Genomic DNA, 17,133 nt, shown 5'->3' on the forward strand with positions numbered 1-17,133 from the left:
CGCGGCCGAGGTGGTCGTCCGGAGCGGCGGGCGGCCGCCGGGCGCGTCCTACACCTGCACGGGGCCGCCGCTGCGCCAGTAGACGTTGCCCTCGCGCGACAGCAGCCCCTCGTCCACCAGGTAGCGGCGCAGCGCCGCGTAGTCGTCGTGGAAGGCCCGCAGGGCCACGTTGACGTCCTTCTCCGGGTAACGCACGCCCGGCTCGAAGACGGTGGCGATGTAGCGCAGCACGACGAGCCGCTTGTCGCGCTTCATCACCGTGGTCGTCAGCCGCCCGTCCACCAGGAACGTGCGCAGCACCCGCTCCTCGGGGCCGAGCTGCTCGGCCGGCTCGGCCGTCGAGCGCAGCAGGTCGCGGAAGCGCTCGGGCGTGGCCCGCCACGCGCCGCTCTCGTCGCGCGCCGCCAGGCCGCCGCTCTCCAGCTTCCGCAACGACTTCTCGGCCAGCCCGCCGGTGGCCCCGAGCACGAGGGAGGCGAAGGTCTTCAGCGTGTCGTCCTGGTAGAGGAGTCCGAGGACGCGCCTGATTTCGTCGTCGTTCACTCGTACCATTTTGACCCATGATCCCTGTGCTTCTGCTGGCGGCCGCGGTCGCCATCCCCAACAACTTCCTCCTGTACGAGAAGGAAGCCGCCAAGAACAAGAACAACCCCGAGGCGAGCTGGTCGGCCAGCGGCAAGCGGACGGCTCCGCTGGTCGTCAACCCGTGCCAGCGCAACGCGCTGGGCCAGGCGGGGCGCAGGCAGGCCAGGACGCTCATCTACACGGCGGTGCCCGACTACGCCAAGTCGGAGCAGGTCGTGCTCTACGCCTCCCCGTCGGCCGCGGCCAAGGCGCTGCGGGACCTTCAGGCGGCCGTACGCGCCTGCGGCCGCTCCGCCTACCGCTACTCCGCCGCCCCCGTCTCCCTGGGCGACAAGGGGCTGTCGATCACCGGGCAGGCGTACCAGCGCGGCAAGCCGGCCATCGGCGGCGAGCGGGCCATCGTGACCCGCCGCGCGAACGCCCTGATCCTCTACTCGGTGGCGGGGGAGTGGGGCAAGCCCGCCAAGGCCGACTTCAAGCGGCAGACCCAGGACACCAGGCGCATGCTCGCCAAGATCTGCACCATCGCCGCCTGCTGATGGCCGGGAATGTCTCGATCTTGGGACACGGCCATGACACGACCCCTACGTTCGGCGAAGGAAACTGAATCGACAGGCCTGTGCCGGGACGCCCTTGCCAGTCCGTTCCGGCACACGGCTTGTCGCCTCTCCCGAAGCGCCGATCGAGCGCCCCTCGCTCAGAGCCGGTTGAGGCCCTGCACGTGCAGGACGGCGCGGCCCTCCTCGTCGGAGGCGGCCAGATCGACCTGGGCGTCGATGCCCCAGTCACCGTCGCCGGCCGGGTCCTTGATGGTCTGGCGCACCTTCCACAACCCGCTCTCCTCCTCGATGCGCAGCAGCGCGGGCCCGCGCGCGTCGGCGTCGGTGAAGATCTCCTCGTGGTCGGCGTAGTAGGCGTCCAGCGCCGCCCCCCAGTCGACGTCGGGGGCCAGCTCCTCCAGCTCCTCCTCCTTCTCCAGCGCGCACAGCTCGACCAGCCGGAACATCGCGTTGCGCACCAGCACGCGGAAGGCCCGCACGTTGGCGGTGACCGGGCGCACCTTGACGTCGAGCTGCTGCTGCTCCTCCAGCGCCGCCGCCGGGTTGGTGAGCTTCTCCCACTCGTCGATCAGCGAGGAGTCGACCTGGCGGACCAGCTCGCCGAGCCACTCGATGAGGTCGACCAGGTCGTCGGTCTTGAGGTGCTCGGGCACCGTGCGCGACAGCGTGCGGTAGGCGTCGGCCAGGTAGCGCAGCACCGTGCCCTCGGAGCGGGCCAGCTCGTAGAACTGGATGTACTCGCCGAACGTCATCGCCCGCTCGAACATGTCGCGCACCACGGACTTCGGGCTGACCGTGTAGTCGCCCACCCACGGGTGCCCGCGCCGGTAGGTCTCGTAGGCCCCGAGCAGCAGGTCCTCCAGCGGCATCGGGTACATCACCTCGGCGAGCTGCTCCATGCGCTCTTCGTACTCGATGCCGTCGGCCTTCATCTGCGCGACGGCCTCGCCCCTGGCCTTCTTGAGCTGGGCCGAGAGGATCTGGCGCGGGTCGTCGAGGATCGACTCGACGATCGAGACCATGTCGAGGGCGTAGGACGGCGACTCGCGGTCGAGCAGGTCGAAGGCGGCCAGCGCGAACGTGGACAGCGCCTGGTTGAGCGCGAAGTCCTCCTGCAGCTCGATCGTCAGCCTGGCCCGGCGGCCCTGCTCGTCGGGCTCGGCGAACTGCTCGACGATGCCGCCCGCCAGCAGCGACCGGTAGATCGCGATGGCCTGGCTGATGTGCCGCCGCTGCCACTTGCGGTCCTCGTGGTTGTCGGTCAGCAGGTGCTTCATCGCCTGGAAGCAGTCGCCGGGCCGGTTGATCACCGCCAGCAGCATGGCGTTGCTGACCTTGAAGCGCGAGTTGAGCGGCTCGGGCTCGGCCTCCTGCAGCTTCTGGAACGTCTCCTCGCTCCAGCCCACGAAGCCCTCCGGCGGCTTCTTGCGGGCGTAGCCGCGCCGCCGCTTGGGGTCGTCGCCGATCTTGGCCAGGGCCTTGGCGTTCTCGATGTCGTGCTCGGGGGCCTGGCAGGCGACGTAGCCGATGGTGTCGAAGCCCGCCCGGCCCGCCCGGCCGGCGATCTGGTGGAACTCGCGGGCGCGCAGCCGGCGCACCTTGTTGCCGTCGTATTTCGACAGCGCCGTGAACAGCACCGTGCGGATCGGCACGTTGACGCCCACGCCCAGCGTGTCGGTGCCGCAGATGACCTTCAGCAGGCCCGCCTGGGCCAGCCGCTCCACCAGCCGCCGGTATTTCGGCAGCATGCCCGCGTGGTGCACGCCGATGCCGTGGCGGACCAGCCGCGACAGCGCCCGGCCGAAGCGGGTGGTGAAGCGGAACCCGCCGATCATGGTGGCGATGGCCTCTTTCTCGGCCTTGGTCGCCATGTTGATCGACATCAGCGCCTGGGCCCGCTCCATCGCCGCGGCCTGCGTGAAGTGCACGACGTAGACCGGCGCCTGGCCGGTCGAGAGCATCTCCTCCAGCGTCTCGTGCAGCGGGGTCATGCGGTAGGAGTAGACCAGCGGCACCGGCCGCTCGGCGTGCTTGACCACCGCCGTCTCCCGCCCGGTGCGCCTGGTCAGGTCGCGCTCGAACATCGACACGTCGCCGAGCGTGGCCGACATCAGGATGAACTGCACCTTGGGCAGCTCCAGCAGCGGCACCTGCCAGGCCCAGCCGCGGTCGGGCTCGGCGTAGAAGTGGAACTCGTCCATGACCACCTGGCCGATGTCGGCCGCCGCGCCGTCGCGCAACGCCACGTTGGCCAGGATCTCGGCCGTGCAGCAGATGATCGGCGCGCCCGGGTTGACGCTGGCGTCGCCGGTCATCATGCCGACGTTCTCGGTGCCGAAGACGGCGCACAGGTCGAAGAACTTCTCCGACACCAGCGCCTTGATCGGCGCGGTGTAGAACGTGCGCACGTCGCGCGTCAGCGCCGTGAAGTGGGCGCCCGCGGCCACCAGCGACTTGCCCGAACCGGTCGGCGTGGCCAGGATCAGGTTGTTGCCGGAGACCACCTCGATGAGGGCCTCCTCCTGGGCGGGATAGAGGGTGAGCCCCCGCTCGGCGTTCCAGGCGACGAACGCGTCGAAGATGGCGTCGGGGTCGGCGTCGATCTCTTCCGGCAGGCGGTCAACGAGTAGGCTCACACCCCTATCCTGCCGAAGTTTGCCGGGTGGTCGAACCGGCGGCGGCCAACTCGGTCAAGATGCCGCCCGGATCGGCCGCTTTCCCCGCGCCAGGCGGGTCAGCTCTTGAGATCGAGTTGCATCAGGACGGTGTCGACCCAGCGGCCGTGCTTGAACCCGACGGCCTTCAGCCGGCCCGAGGGCTCGAAGCCGAACTTCTCGTGCAGCCGCGCCGAGGCCGGGTCGCCCGAGTCGGCGATCACCGCGACGATCTGGCGGGCCTCCGTCCGGGCCGCCCTGTCGATCAGCTCGCCGAGCAGCAGCCGCCCGAGCCCCTTGCCGGTCCGGCCCGGCGCCAGGTAGATCGTGTCCTCCAGGGTGTGCCGGTAGGCGGCCTTGGGGCGGTACTGGGAGACGTAGGCGTACCCGGCGACCTGCCCGTCCGTCTCGGCCACCAGGAACGGCAGCCCCGCCTCCGTGATGCCGGCCGCCTTGGCCCGCCAGTCGTCCAGGCCCGGCGGCGTCTCGTCGAAGGTGGTCACCGTGCCGGTCACGTAGTGGGCGTAGATGCCGGCGATGGCGGGCAGGTCGGTCTCCACGAGGGCGCGCACTTTCGTCATGAGGCACATTCTGCTCAACGGCAGATGACACCCGTGTTACCGGCTCCTCACCGGGCGCGTCCGCCCGTCAGGCGCGCACCCGGGGAGCGGTCAGCAGCAGGCCGCCGAGCAGCGCCAGCAGCGCCAGGAACGGCCAGGCGCCGGGCACGAACCCGCCCACCGTCAGCGTCAGCACCCCGGCGCCGACCAGCCCGGCCGCCACCAGCATGCCGCGCCACCCCGCCGTCCCGTACGGCAGCGCGGGCGGCGTCTCGAACCTGGCGAACCCCTTCAGCAGCGGCCACATGACCAGGCACAGCAGCCCGAACCAGAGCGGCCACCCGGCGAACCACAGGACGCTGCCCGGCCGCGGCGTGCCCAGGCCCAGGCCGACCACGACCACCCCGGTCACCGCGAACAGGGCCGGCATGTGCCACAGGTACATGGTCATGATGCGCGGCCCGGCCCAGGACAGCAGGCGGCGCACCGGCAGCCGTACCAGCGCGGGGCGCAGCAGCACGGCCAGGCCGACCTGCCCGAGCGCGACCGCGAGCATGGCCAGCGTGGGCGGGGCCATGTTGGACATCTCGGCGCCCGGCAGGCCGATCATGCTGCCGGGGTAGGGCCCGTACGCCACCAGCAGCGCCGCCGCCCCGAACCCGCCCGCCGCCAGGGCCCAGGCGCCCCGCAGCCGCCCCTCGGCGTAGAACAGGCCGAGCTGGTGCACGGCCATCCAGACGAACAGCACGTTCAGGTAGCCCACGGGCTCGACACCGGTGGTGAACCTGGCCACGTCCGTCAGCACCGCCGCGGCCGCCAGCGCGGCGGGCACGCGCCAGCCGTACCGCTCGTGCAGGCGCATCGCGTACGGGGTGGCCACGACCGCGATCAGGTACACGGCCAGGAACCACAGGAGCTGGCCGGTCAGCTTCGCCCCCACCTCCAGCGGCTGCGCGGGCACCCCCAGCGACAGCAGCAGGTGCGGCAGCGGGATCCACACCGCGGCCAGCGGCAGCAGCGGCCAGGCCAGCCGCCGCAACCGCACCGCCAGCCACGCCGGCGCCGCCTTGCCCGACCGGCCGAAGCTGATCGCGTTGGCCGCGCCGCCCGCGAAGAACACCAGCGGCATCACCTGGCTGAGCCACGTCACCACCCACACGCCCGGCGTCGACAGCGCGTTGCCCGTGGTCAGCCGGGCGCCGTCATAGGACAGCACCGGGATCGTCCAGTGCTGCAGGACGATCAGCGCCATGCCGAGCACCCGCAGCAGGTCGATGAACGGGTCGCGGGCCGCCGGGCGCGCACCCGCCACGGGGCGCGGCCGCGCGGCCTCGACGGGAGGGCGGTCCAGCAGGACGGTCATGGGGAGCCTCGATTCACGGGGGGAGCGGACGCACTCAAGGCTTCCGCCGCGGCCCCCGGCGCACATTGCCGTGAGCCTCCCTCTTCGGGGCGAGCTCCCCCACCGGGCGTGGTAGGGCTGTCCCTACCCCTGTACACCGGAGCACCGGCTCGTACGGGCCCCCGCCGCCGAATACCGTTGGGGTCATGCGCTCCCTGACGAGGCGTGTCCTTCTCGACACCCGATACACGCTGGTCGGCTTCCCGACCACCCTCATCGGCTTCGTGCTCATGATCGCCGGCTTCGCCGCCGGGCTGGGCACCTCGGTCGTGTGGATCGGGGTGCCGCTGCTCGCCGGCACGCTCATGCTGGCCAGGGGGTTCGCCGACGCCGAGCGCGGCTGGTTGTCCGACGTGCTGCGGCGGCCGCCCGTACGGCCCCGCTACAAGCCGGTGCCGCCCGGCGCGGGGCGCTTCCGCCGGATCGTCAACCCGCTGACGAGCGGGCAGTCCTGGCTCGACCTGCTGCACGGCATCATCAACCTGCCGTTCGCGATCATCGCGTTCGTGCTCACCCTCGCGTTCTGGGCGGTCCCGCTCGTCGCGCTCACCTGGCCGCTGTACGGCTTCTTCGTCATGCGCATCCCCGGCTCCGTCGAGCTGCCCGAGCTGCTCGGACTCGGCGACGGCTACCTGATCACCGCGGCCTTCTACGTCGTGCTGGGCCTGATCTTCCTGATGATCCTGCCGTTCGTGGTGCGCGGCGCCGCGCTGATCAGGGCCGGTCTCGGCCGGGCGCTGCTGACCGGCGTGGCCGAGCTGCAGGAGCGCATCGAGGACCTGGCCGAGGGCCGGGCCGCCGCCGTCTCCGCCGAGGCCAACGCGCTGCGCAAGCTGGAGCGCGACATCCACGACGGGCCGCAGCAGCGGCTGGTCTCGCTGGCCATGGAGCTGTCCAGGGCTCAGCGGCAGCTCGCCAAGGACCCCGAGGCGGCCCAGGCCACGCTCAAGTCCGCGATCAGCGCCACCCGCGAGACGCTCGACGAGCTGCGCGCGCTCTCGCGCGGCATCGCCCCGCCCATCCTGTCCGACCGCGGCCTCGCGCCCGCCCTGGCCGCCCTGGCCGGCCGCTGCACGGTGCCGGTCGACCTCGACGTGCAGACCGTCGAGCGCTACCAGGCCGCCGTGGAGAACGCCATCTACTTCGTCTGCGCCGAGACCCTCACCAACGTGGCCAAGCACAGCCGCGCCACCATCTGCACCGTCCAGCTCGCCCGGGTCGGTGACGCCCTGGTGCTCACGATCGGGGATGATGGGGTCGGCGGCGCACACGTCGCCAAGGGACATGGGCTCGCCGGGCTGGCCGACCGGCTCCGCGCGGTTGACGGGGAGCTGACCGTGCAGTCGCCCGACGGCGGGCCCACATTGATCGTGGCGGAGGTGCCGTGCGCGTAGTCGTGGCCGATGACGCAGTGCTGATCAGGGAGGGCCTGGTCAGATTGCTCGAAGAGTTCGGCTGCGAGGTGGTGGCGACCGTCGGCGACGGCGACGCCCTCGTGGAGGCGGTCGCCGAGCACAAGCCCGACGTGTCGGTGGTCGACGTGCGCATGCCGCCGTCCTTCACCGACGAGGGGCTGCGGGCCGCCGTGCGGGCCAGGCAGCGAGTGCCGGGGGCGCCGGTGCTCATCCTGTCGCAGTACGTCGAGGTCTCCTACGCCGACGACCTGCTCGCCGACGCCAGGGGCGCGGTGGGCTACCTGCTGAAGGACCGGGTGGTCGACGTGGACGAGTTCCTGGAGGGCCTGCGGCGGGTGGCCGCGGGCGGCACCGTGTTCGATCCGCAGGTGGTGTCCCAGTTGATGGTGCGCAGGCGCAAGGACGACCCGCTCGCCCAGCTCACGCCGCGCGAGCGCGAGGTGCTCGGGCTGATGGCCGAAGGGAAGTCCAATCCGGCCATCGGACGCCAGCTGGTGATCAGCGACGGAGCCGTGGAGAAGCACATCAGGAGCATCTTCAACAAGCTCGGCCTCTACGCGGAGGACAGCGATCAGCATCGCCGGGTGCTCGCCGTGCTGACCTACCTGCGTTCCTGATCCCGCGTTCCTGAAACCCGTGCGTTCCTGAAACCCGTGCGTTCCTGAAACCCGTGTGGCCCGACGCCGCGTTCCGGGAGCCGCGGGCGTGGCCGGTGGGGGATTTCCGACCCCTCGGCCCGGCCCGCCGTCGAGCGGGGCGGCTCCGCTCGCAGGTCCCTCCCGGCCGGTGAGGGGTCGCTGGCCGGTCCGCGCGGCGCTGCGCGCGGACCTGGCCGCCCGGCTGTTTAGCCGAGCGCGTCGACCAGCTTCTTGCGCTGCTGGGCGCCCAGGCCGCCGAGACGGCGCTTCTCGTCGACGCCCGCCTCCTCCATCAGCGCGGTGGCCTTGGCCGGGCCGACGCCCTTGACCGCGCGCAGGGCCTGCGACACCTTGATCTTCTTGGCGATGTCGTCATCGCGCTCCAGCAGCTGAGCGAACGTCAGCTCGCCCGCCTTGACCTTGGCCAGCAGGGCCGTGCGGGCGGCACGGGCCTCGGCGGCCTTGGCCAGAGCGGCTTGACGCTGCTCGGGGGTGAGAGTGGGAAGTGCCATCTCGGTTCTCTCCTAGGGGAGTTGACGTTCGGGTTCTGTTACCCGTGGTGCAGTGGCTAATCATGGCGGATGCCGGCGGCTCTTGTTGCGGAAAGCGCCCGGTCAACGTGCTCCCCAGACCGATGCGGCCGCCTCCGCGCAGGCCACGTCCTGCCGGACCGTGCCGCCGCTGACCCCCACGCCGCCGACCACGCGCTCTCTCCCACCGTGACCGGACCACAGCGGAACGCCACCGCCGAAGCACACGAACCGCTCTCCCGCCAGCCCCGACAGCTCCCCTCCCCGGGCGGTCAGCGCGGGCAGCTCCGAAGTGGGCCGGCGCAGGGCCACGGAGGTGTACGCCTTGCCCGGCGCGAGCACCGGCCCGGAGATCTCCGCACCCTCCATACGCTGGAAAGACACCAGATTTCCGCCCTCGTCCACGACGGCGACGGAGATCGCCGCGCCCTCCCGCGACGCCTGCCTGATGGCCGCTTCCGTCATGCGGAGCGCGAGTTCGAGATTCACCCGATCATCCCTCGGATCATGATTCTTTCGCGCATCGGACGTCCCCCTCCATACCCCCGGCGCGGCGGGGGCCTGCAAGATCGTCTGCGCGGCCTCGGACGGTGCCGTTATGTCGCGCTTTCCCCCTTCCGGGTGGAATGCGTCACACTTTGCCGCTCGGGCGTGTCGCGACCCTGGTCAGGGTGGTTTTTGCGCCAGAGTTCGAGGCCCTCGGTCGTCAGGAAGGCGTCGAAGACCGACTCCATCGCGCCCAGCAGCGCGCCGCGCCAGCCGAGCGCCGTGCCCTCGATGCGCGGCGGGGCGTCGCGGCGGATCGCCATGAGCCCCGGCTCGCAGGCCGCACGGAGGGCCGCTCCGGCGCGCTCCAGCAGATCCGCACCGTGCCCCGACAGGGTGACCACCTCGGGGTCGTGCGCGTTCACCAGGGCGGCTATGCCGCGCCCCAGGGCCCTGGCGGTGACGGTGACCGCCTCCTCGCTCGTGGCGAGCACGTGCTCGGCCTGCTCGCGACCCCTGCCGCTGCCGTGGGCCAGGCCGGCGTGGCGCAGCAGGGCGTTCGCGCCGACGTCCATGCCCCAGCAGCCGACGGCGCCGCACGGGCAGCGGCGCCGGTTGCCGGTCAGGGGCATGTGGCCGAACTCGGCGCCGGCGCCGCCCGCGCCGGCGACCGGGCGGCCGTCCACGACCAGCACGCCGCCCAGGTCGAAGTCCACGTGCAGGTGCAGACCGACCCGCACGTCACGCAGCTTCCCGCGCCGCGCCTCGGCCAGGGCCGCCAGCACGGTGTCGTTCCCGACGACCGGCGCGCCGAGCAGCCCGCCGGGCCGGCCGCCCGCGTCTCCCGGCCCGGTGTCCGCGTCTCCCGGCCTGATGTCCGGATCTCCCGGCCCGGTGTCCGCGTCTCCCGGCCTGATGTCCGGATCTCCCGGCGCGGTGTCCGCGTCTCGCCGCCCTTCCGGGTACGCGGCGGGACGCCCTTCCGGGCTCGTGCCCGAGCCGAGGCCGAGGAGGGCGGGGACGTCGACCGAGCGCCAGCCCAGGTGGGAGATGTCCACGAGGCCGCCGTGCCGCACCGGGCCGGCCAGGGCGACCCCGACGCCGATCACCCGGTGCCCGAACCGCGCGGCGTGACCGGCGATGGCCGCGCCGAGCGGCCCCAGGGTGCCTTCGGGGGTGCCGTCGTGGGGGCGTACGGCGAGGATCGTGACCCGCCCGCCCAGCTCGCAGGCCGCCAGCTCCCAGACGTCCTCCCGCACGTCCACGGCCAGGGCGATCGGCCCGCGCGGATGCGGCCCCGGCACCTGGGTCGGCCTGCCCCTGGCATGCCCGGGGGCGGGCCCCTCGTGCAGCAGCTCGTCCTCGGCCAGCCCCGCGACGAGCACGGAGGCCGTGCCCCTGGCCAGCCCGAGGTCCCGGGTGAGCCGGGACCTGGTGCGGGCGGCCCCGGTGTCGTGTACGGCGCGCAGCAGCCTCACCCGGTTGTGCGCCCGCAGTTCCCCGCTCGTAGTGGCTCCATTCACGATCACAGTTTATGCTCTAGCCGTGAACAAAAGCCTCATAGATGCCAGACGGGCTCGTGTCGGAGTTTTCGGATTCTTCTTTCTTGCCGGTTTCGTCATGGGCCTGTGGGCGGCCGGCCTGCCCTCGCTGAACGACCGCCTTGAGCTCGGTCCCGCCAGGCTGGGCACCGTCCTGCTGCTCATCTCGGGCGGCGCTCTGGTGTCCATGCTGGCGGCGGGCCCGCTGGTGGACCGGTGGACGAGCCGGCGGGTCTGCTGGTTCGCCGGGCCGTTCTCCGCCGTGGTGCTGCTCGGGCCCGCGCTCGCGCCCTCGTACTGGGCGCTGGCGGCGCTGGCGGTGCTCTTCGGGATGGGGCTCGGGATCACCGAGGTCGCCATGAACGCCCACTCCGTCGAGGTCGAGCGCCGCTACCGGCGGCCCATCATCTCGGCCTTCCACGGCGTCTGGAGCCTCGGCGGCGCGGCCGGCGGCGGCCTCACCTCGCTCGTGCTGCAGGCCGGGCTGGACGCGCAGTCGCTGCTGATCACGGCGGCGGTCGTGGTGCCGTTCCTGTACCTTCCCGCCGCGTGGCTGCTGCTGCCCGCCACCCGCGAGCCCGAGACCGCCACCGACGCCTCCGGCGCGCCCTCCGGCGGCTCCTCGCTGCGCTGGGGGCTGATCGCGCTGCTGGGGCTGGCCGCGTTCGCCGGGCACCTGAGCGAGGGCGCGGCCATCGACTGGGCCGCGCTGCACGCCCGCTGGGTGCTGGAGACCGACCCGGCCATGGCGCCGCTGGCCTACACGATCTTCTCCGTGGCCATGACGACCGTGCGGCTGCTGGGCGACCCGATCAGGGCGCGGCTCGGCTCCGTACGGACGATCCAGCTCGCCGGCGTGCTGGCCACCGCCGGGTACGTCCTGGTGCTCTGCTCGCCGCTGGTGGGAGAGACGCTGCGGGTGGCGTGCGCCTGGACCGGGTGGGCGCTGGCCGGGGTCGGGCTGGCCACGGTGGTGCCCGTGCTGTTCAGCGCCGTCGGCGCGGCCGGCGGGCGGGTCGGGCGGGCGCTGGCCATGGTGACCGCGTTCGGCTACAGCGGGCTGCTGCTCGGGCCCGCCGTGCTCGGGTTCGTGGCCGAGCACGCGTCGCTGCCGGTGGCCCTCATCATCCCGGCCGTCCTCGCCGCCGTCGTCACCCTCACGGGCTCGCCCGCCATCCGCTCCCTGCTCCGCCTGTCCTCCTCGGCCGCCGCCTTCGAGAAGACGACCGCCCGCCCCGCCCCGGCCCCGGACGGCGACGGGGGCCCCGCCGCTCCGGACGCCGGCGACCGCCCGGGACGCGACCCCCGGCGCGAGCCCGCCCGCGACTGACACGCCACTCCCCGGCACGGCCCGGTGCGGCGAGTGCCCGGGTCGTGCGCGGCGTGCGGTCGTCGAGAGGCCGGCGGCGGGTCTCCGGGGTCGCTCCGGGGTGCCCCGCCGCGGGCCGCTCCGGGATGCCCGGCCGCGGTGCCGTTCCGGGATGACCGGAAGCGTGGGGTTCAACGGGTGATGATTTGCCTCATAGCACGCTGACCTGCTGTTATGGGATCGTGACTTGACCTGCAAGTTACATCCATGTTTCATGTCCCCCACAACCGTAAACGTTTACAGAGATCGTTACGTAAACGTTTACGACGATGGAAGGACAGCCTTGGCCGACGGACCCACGATCAACACGATCGCCGAGCGCGCGGGTGTCTCGATTGCCTCCGTCTCGCGGGTGCTGAACGGCCTGCCGACCAGGCAGGAGACGGTGCGCAAGGTGATGGCCGCCGCCGACGAGCTCGGCTACGTGCGCAACGCCGTGGCCAGGTCGCTCAAGTCGCGCCGCACCCACCAGGTCGCCTTCGCCATGGCCGACGTCGGCAACCCGGCCTACCTGGCCATGCTCCGCGAGATCCAGCCGGTCCTGAAGGCCGCCGGATACCGGCTCGTGCTGCACTCGACCGACGCCGTCGCGGCCGACGAGATCGACGTGCTGCACAGCCTGGGCGAGCGTTACGTCGACGGGCTGATCATGAGCCCGCTGCGCGTCACCGAGGCCCATCTCGAGATGCTGGCCGCGGCCAGGGCTCCCGTCGTGATCATCGGTTCGGTGCCCGAGGGCACCCGCGTGGACAACGTGCGCGCCGACTCGCGCACCGGCGTACGGCTGGCGGTCGACCACCTCCACGCGCTCGGCCGCCGCCGCATCGCCATGGTCAACGGCCCGCTCGACACCGTGCCCGGCGCCGCCCGGGGGGCCGCGTACCGCGAGGCGCTGACGGAGCTGGGCCTGCCCTACGACGAGGACCTCGTGCAGATCGGCGACTTCTACCGGCCCCAGGGCCGGCGCGCGGTGGCCGACCTGCTCGCGAGGGTGCCCGACGTGGACGCCCTGATGTGCGCCAACGACCTGATCGCGCTGGGCGCGCTCGACGTGCTGCGCGCCGCGGGCAGGCGGGTGCCGGAGGACGTGGCGGTGGTCGGCATGGACGACACCGACCTGGCCGCCGCCTCCTGGCCGTCGCTGACCAGCGTCTCGCTCGGGTCGGCCGAGCGCGGCAAGGCCGCCGCCGAGCTGCTGCTGGAGCGGCTGAGGGGTGGCGAGCGCGAGCCCCGGGTGGTCACGGTGCCGCCCCGGCTCGTGGTGCGGGCCTCCACGGCCGGCCCCGAGTACGACAGGAAGGAGGGCGGGGAGTGACGGCGACCGTGACGAGACCGGCGCCGCCCCGGAAGCCGCGGCCGGCGCGCCGCGGGATCTCGCGCGAGACGCGGGAGCTGTGGGTGCTGATGCTCCCGGCCATGGTGCCGGTGCTGCTGTTCAGCGTGGGCCCGCTGCTGTACGGCATCGGCCTGGCGTTCACCGACGCCCGCAACACCCGTGTCCACGAGACCGAGTTCGTGGGGCTGGAGAACTTCACCCGGCTGCTGGGCGACGAGGACTTCTGGGCGTCGTTCCAGATCGGCGCGATCTGGTCCGTCTCCGTGACCGTGCTGCAGTTCCTGGCCGCGCTCGGCCTGGCGCTGCTGCTGAACGAGAAGCTCCGCTTCAGCGGCCTGGCCAGGGTGTTGTCGGTCGTGCCGTGGGCGATGCCGCCGGTGGTCATCGGGCTGATGTGGAAGCTCGTCTACCACCCCGACGCCGGCGTGCTGAACGGCCTGCTCGGCACCGACATCAACTGGCTGGCCGACTTCTCGCTCGCGCTGCCCGCGATCATCGTGGTCGGCATCTGGGCGGGCATGCCGCAGACCACGGTCGTGCTGCTGGCGGGCCTGCAGAACGTCCCCAAGGAGCTGTACGAAGCCGGCGCCATGGACGGCGCGGGCACCTGGCGGCGCTTCTGGAACATCACGCTGCCGCAGCTCCGCCCCGTGATCGTGGCGATCACCTCGCTCGACTTCGTGTGGAACATCAACCAGTTCGGCCTGGTCTACGTGCTGACGCAGGGCGGCCCCGGCGGCCGCACCCGGCTGCCGATGCTGTTCGCCTACGAGGAGGCGTTCAGGTACCGCATGGCCGGTTACGCCTCGATGCTCGGCCTCGCCATGGCGATCGTCGTGCTCGCGGTGCTCGGGCTCTACCTGTGGCGGCAGATGAGGGAGGCCAAGTGAGACGCGTCTGGCAGTACGTCGCGCTGGTCGCGTACGTCGTCTTCCTGGCGTTCCCGCTGCTGTGGCTGCTGTCCACGGCGCTGAAGACGCCGCAGGAGATGGCGCTGACCGACCCGACGTGGATTCCGCGGGAGCCGACGCTGGCCAACTTCGGCGACGCGTTCGGCGAGCAGGACCTGGTGGGCGCCTCGGTGCGCAGCCTGGTCGTGGCGTTGTTCGCGAGCGTGATCACCGTGGCGATCTCCCTGCCCGCCGCCTACGCCATGGCGCGCCACCGCAGCCTGATCAACAAGATCGCCATCGGCTGGGTGCTGGTCAGCCAGGTGTTCCCGTTCATCCTCATCATCATCCCGCTCTTCATGATCCTGCGGGACCTGGACCTGGTGAACACGCTGCCGGGGCTGGTGGTCGTGCACGTGACGTTCACGCTGCCGTTCGCGCTGTGGATGCTGCAGGGCTACGTCCGCGCGGTGCCGCGCGAACTGGAGGAGGCCGCCTCGGTGGACGGCGCGGGCCGGCTGCGCTCGATCGTCAGCGTGGTGGCCCCGCTGCTCGCGCCGGGCGTGGTGGCCACGCTGCTGTTCTCGTTCATCTCGTCCTGGAACGAGTTCATGTTCGCGCTCGTCATCCTCCAGGACCCCGAGGTCATGACCCTCCCTCTCACGCTGGTGCGGTTCACCGGCCCCGAGGGGGTGGCCAGGCTCGGCCCGCTGGCCGCGGCGTCGCTCATGGCGACGATCCCGAGCCTGATCTTCTTCGCAATCATTCAGCGGCGACTGAAGTCCGGCCTGATGGCCGGCGCCGTCAAGGGCTAGGAGGCTCCATATGCGAATCAAGTCCGCGCTGGCGGCGGCGGCGATTCTCACGCTCACCGCCGCGTGCGGCGGGGGAGGCGGCGAGTCGCCGTCCTCCTCCGGCGGGCCCGTCAAGATCGATTTCCTCAGCCTGGCCTGGCAGAAGGACTCCGTCGCGGCGAACAAGCAGCTCGTGGAGGAGTGGAACAAGGCCAACCCGAACATCCAGGTCACCTACGTCCAGGGCAGCTGGGACAACGTCAACGACCAGCTCGTCACCCAGTTCGCCGGCGGCACCGCGCCCGACGTCATCCACAACGACTCGCCCGCGCTGTCCGGCTTCGCCTCCGACGGCTACCTGCTCGACCTCAAGGACAGGCTGCCGGCCGAGCTGAAGAACGACATCCCGCAGGCGGCCTGGGACACCACCACCTTCGACGACGGCAAGGGCGGCCAGGGCGTCTACGGCGTGCCGTTCCTCCAGGAGTCGCAGGTCATCATCGCCAACAAGAAGCTGCTGGACGAGTCCGGCGTCCGGGTTCCCACCCCCGACGATCCGTGGACGTGGGACGAGTTCTCCGCCGCCGCCAAGAAGATGACCACCCAGCGGGTCGTACCCGGGTCCGGCGACGGCGAGGACGCCATGGGCCAGGGGTACGGCGTGGCCTGGCCCATGAAGTCGCCGGTCAACAAGACCCTCAACCTGGCGCTCAACTTCGGCGGCACCTTCTTCCAGACCTCCGGCGGCAAGACCACCGTCAAGGTCGGCCCCGAGGAGCGCGAGGTGCTCCAGCGCATCCACGACCAGCTCCACAAGGACAAGTCGGCCGACCCGGCCGCGCTCGGCCAGGGCACCGCCGACCCGCTGCCCGCCTTCTACCAGGGCAAGTTCGCGCTGCTGCCGGCCGGCGTCTACCTGCGCCAGCAGGTCGTCGAGCAGGCGCCCGACGGGTTCGAGTGGGTCACGCTGCCCGCGCCCAAGGGCACCAGCGCCCAGCAGGGGGCCGTCTCGCAGACGCTGTCGATCGCGCAGGAGAGCGAGCACCCCGAGGAGGCGATGAAGTTCATCGCGTTCTTCCTCAACGGCGCCAACCAGGCCAAGCTCGCCAAGGGCGACTGGCTGCTGCCGACCTCCAAGACGGCCGCCGCCGACCCGGCCATGACGACGAAGGAGAACGGCTGGGACGTGGCCACCGCCTCCGCCAAGAACCTCGTCGTCGCGCCGTTCCTGAAGGTCAACGGGTTCGACGAGTGGAAGAGCAAGGTCGCCACGCCGGTCCTCCAGGAGTACTTCGCCAACAAGATCACCCTCGACGAGGCCGCCAAGAGGCTCGTCGAGGACGGCAACGAGGTGTTGGAGCGGTACCAGCGTTGACGGCTTCGCGTAACGAACTGCGGGACAGGGCCCGGGGGAGCCTGCTCGGCCTGGCGGCCGGCGACGCCCTCGGGGCCCCGGCCGAGAACCTCACCCCGGCGGAGATCCGGCGGCGGTGGGGGCGGCTCACCGAGATCGAGGGCGGCGGCACCGACGACACCGAGTACGCGATCTTCGCGGCCTCGCTCCTCGTCCGCCACGGCCACGGGCTGACCGCGGCCGACGTGGCCGCCGCGTACCGGGAGGAGATCATCCCCCGGGTGACCGGGCCGATGCGCGGGGCCGGCTTCTCCGAGCTGGGCACCGTCGAGGCGCTGCGCCGCGGCCTCCGGCCGCCGCTGACCGGCCTGGTGCACTCCCACGGCTGGTCCGACGGGCTGGCCATGCGCGCCGCGCCCTACGGCGTCTTCTGCCCGGGCGACCCGGCGGAGGCGGCCCGGCTGATCGAGCAGGACGGCCTGGTCAGCGGCTCCGGCGAGGGCATCCTCGGCGGCCGGGCGGTCGCCGGGGCGGTGGCCGCCGCGATGGGCGGCGCCGCGCCGCGCGAGGTGGTGGCGGCGGCGCTGTCGGTCGTCCCGGCCGACTCCTGGACGGCCAGGAACATCGTGCGCGCCCGCGACGTCCTCGGCCGCGTGCCGGGGACCGGCGAGGCCGGTCTCGTCGAGGCCGGTCTCGTCGAGGCGCTGCACGAGGCCGTCGTGGTCGCGCACTACCCCTGGACGGACGTCGCCCCCGAGGCCGTGGCGCTGGCGCTGGCCGCGTTCCTGGCCGGCGACGGCGACGTGGAGGCGTCGGTGACGTTCGGGGTGAGCCTGGGAAGGGACGCCGACACGATCGGCGCCATCGCCGGGGCCGTGGCCGGGGCGAGCCGGGGAGAAGGCGGCGTCCCGGAGCGCTGGGCCGCCCGCATCACCCCGGTGACCGGCAAGTGCCTGCCCGTCGTGGCCGGCAGACATGTGCTCGACGTCGCCGATGAACTGGCGGAAGGACTGTAGATC

At 72.1% G+C, this 17,133-nt stretch carries 16 protein-coding genes; 9 read left to right on the top strand and 7 right to left on the bottom strand.

Going from position 1 to position 17,133, the window contains the following annotated elements; genetic code table 11:
• Positions 1-48: 48 nt before the first annotated feature.
• A complete protein-coding gene (locus tag IO39_RS49385) occupies positions 49-543 on the bottom strand; it encodes a DUF2087 domain-containing protein (protein ID WP_052424363.1) in 495 nt (164 codons plus the stop codon).
• A gap of 17 nt (positions 544-560) precedes the next feature.
• Between IO39_RS49385 and IO39_RS49390 the strand changes: the two genes are divergently transcribed.
• A complete protein-coding gene (locus IO39_RS49390) occupies positions 561-1,124 on the top strand; it encodes a hypothetical protein (protein WP_157549942.1) in 564 nt (187 codons plus the stop codon).
• Between the two features lie 158 nt (positions 1,125-1,282).
• On the opposite strand, the gene IO39_RS49395 is transcribed toward IO39_RS49390, so the two are convergent.
• From IO39_RS49395 to IO39_RS49405, 3 genes are all read right to left on the bottom strand, one after another.
• Positions 1,283-3,781, bottom strand: a complete 2,499-nt coding sequence (locus IO39_RS49395) for a DEAD/DEAH box helicase (RefSeq protein WP_043641114.1) — start codon at positions 3,779-3,781, stop codon at positions 1,283-1,285.
• A 98-nt stretch (positions 3,782-3,879) separates the two neighbouring features.
• Positions 3,880-4,380, bottom strand: a complete 501-nt coding sequence (locus IO39_RS49400) for a GNAT family N-acetyltransferase (RefSeq protein ID WP_084774822.1) — start codon at positions 4,378-4,380, stop codon at positions 3,880-3,882.
• Between the two features lie 67 nt (positions 4,381-4,447).
• On the bottom strand, positions 4,448-5,722 hold the full coding sequence (locus tag IO39_RS49405; RefSeq protein WP_052424364.1) for an acyltransferase family protein: 1,275 nt from the start codon (positions 5,720-5,722) through the stop codon (positions 4,448-4,450).
• Between the two features lie 185 nt (positions 5,723-5,907).
• On the opposite strand from IO39_RS49405, the gene IO39_RS49410 reads away from it, so the two are divergent.
• Both IO39_RS49410 and IO39_RS49415 read left to right on the top strand, forming a co-directional pair.
• Positions 5,908-7,155: a sensor histidine kinase gene (locus IO39_RS49410; protein ID WP_043641115.1), complete on the top strand. Its 1,248-nt coding sequence runs from the start codon at positions 5,908-5,910 to the stop codon at positions 7,153-7,155.
• Entirely contained in the window at positions 7,146-7,793 is a 648-nt protein-coding gene (locus IO39_RS49415; protein ID WP_043641118.1) for a response regulator transcription factor, read from the top strand. Before IO39_RS49410 ends, IO39_RS49415 begins: the two co-directional genes overlap by 10 nt.
• Before the next feature lie 227 nt (positions 7,794-8,020).
• On the opposite strand, the gene mihF is transcribed toward IO39_RS49415, so the two are convergent.
• The 3 genes from mihF to IO39_RS58680 all read right to left on the bottom strand — a co-directional run bounded on the left by mihF (position 8,021) and on the right by IO39_RS58680 (position 10,353).
• Positions 8,021-8,326, bottom strand: a complete 306-nt coding sequence (gene mihF / locus IO39_RS49420; protein WP_043641121.1) for an integration host factor, actinobacterial type — start codon at positions 8,324-8,326, stop codon at positions 8,021-8,023.
• A gap of 102 nt (positions 8,327-8,428) precedes the next feature.
• A complete protein-coding gene (locus IO39_RS49425; RefSeq protein ID WP_084774807.1) occupies positions 8,429-8,833 on the bottom strand; it encodes a GlcG/HbpS family heme-binding protein in 405 nt (134 codons plus the stop codon).
• Positions 8,834-8,940: 107 nt separating this feature from the next.
• The gene (locus tag IO39_RS58680) at positions 8,941-10,353 is read right to left on the bottom strand and encodes an ROK family protein (protein WP_043641237.1); all 1,413 of its coding nucleotides are present in this window, start codon (positions 10,351-10,353) and stop codon (positions 8,941-8,943) included.
• 22 nt (positions 10,354-10,375) lie between these two features.
• Between IO39_RS58680 and IO39_RS49435 the strand changes: the two genes are divergently transcribed.
• The 6 genes from IO39_RS49435 to IO39_RS49460 all read left to right on the top strand — a co-directional run bounded on the left by IO39_RS49435 (position 10,376) and on the right by IO39_RS49460 (position 17,130).
• A complete protein-coding gene (locus tag IO39_RS49435; protein WP_281200452.1) occupies positions 10,376-11,701 on the top strand; it encodes an MFS transporter in 1,326 nt (441 codons plus the stop codon).
• A gap of 322 nt (positions 11,702-12,023) precedes the next feature.
• On the top strand, positions 12,024-13,055 hold the full coding sequence (locus tag IO39_RS49440; RefSeq protein ID WP_043641124.1) for a LacI family DNA-binding transcriptional regulator: 1,032 nt from the start codon (positions 12,024-12,026) through the stop codon (positions 13,053-13,055).
• Positions 13,052-13,966, top strand: coding sequence for a carbohydrate ABC transporter permease (locus IO39_RS49445; protein ID WP_043641125.1), 915 nt, complete (start codon positions 13,052-13,054; stop codon positions 13,964-13,966). The genes IO39_RS49440 and IO39_RS49445 overlap by 4 nt, the downstream gene beginning before the upstream one ends.
• Positions 13,963-14,781, top strand: coding sequence for a carbohydrate ABC transporter permease (locus tag IO39_RS49450; protein WP_043641127.1), 819 nt, complete (start codon positions 13,963-13,965; stop codon positions 14,779-14,781). Before IO39_RS49445 ends, IO39_RS49450 begins: the two co-directional genes overlap by 4 nt.
• A 10-nt stretch (positions 14,782-14,791) precedes the next feature.
• On the top strand, positions 14,792-16,135 hold the full coding sequence (locus tag IO39_RS49455; RefSeq protein WP_043641130.1) for an ABC transporter substrate-binding protein: 1,344 nt from the start codon (positions 14,792-14,794) through the stop codon (positions 16,133-16,135).
• Entirely contained in the window at positions 16,132-17,130 is a 999-nt protein-coding gene (locus tag IO39_RS49460) for an ADP-ribosylglycohydrolase family protein (protein WP_043641132.1), read from the top strand. Before IO39_RS49455 ends, IO39_RS49460 begins: the two co-directional genes overlap by 4 nt.
• Positions 17,131-17,133 lie beyond the last annotated feature (3 nt).

This window comes from Nonomuraea candida (assembly GCF_000725485.1).
Taxonomy (GTDB): Bacteria; Actinomycetota; Actinomycetes; order Streptosporangiales; family Streptosporangiaceae; genus Nonomuraea; species Nonomuraea candida.

What these genes read in the sequence shown, in the direction of transcription:
- IO39_RS49390 (WP_157549942.1), top strand. Translation starts at nt 561, where the DNA reads ATGATCCCTGTGCTTCTGCTGGCGGCCGCGGTCGCCATCCCCAACAAC.
- IO39_RS49400 (WP_084774822.1), bottom strand. Translation starts at nt 4,380, where the DNA reads ATGACGAAAGTGCGCGCCCTCGTGGAGACCGACCTGCCCGCCATCGCC.
- IO39_RS49405 (WP_052424364.1), bottom strand. Translation starts at nt 5,722, where the DNA reads ATGACCGTCCTGCTGGACCGCCCTCCCGTCGAGGCCGCGCGGCCGCGC.
- IO39_RS49410 (WP_043641115.1), top strand. Translation starts at nt 5,908, where the DNA reads ATGCGCTCCCTGACGAGGCGTGTCCTTCTCGACACCCGATACACGCTG.
- mihF (WP_043641121.1), bottom strand. Translation starts at nt 8,326, where the DNA reads ATGGCACTTCCCACTCTCACCCCCGAGCAGCGTCAAGCCGCTCTGGCC.
- IO39_RS49455 (WP_043641130.1), top strand. Translation starts at nt 14,792, where the DNA reads ATGCGAATCAAGTCCGCGCTGGCGGCGGCGGCGATTCTCACGCTCACC.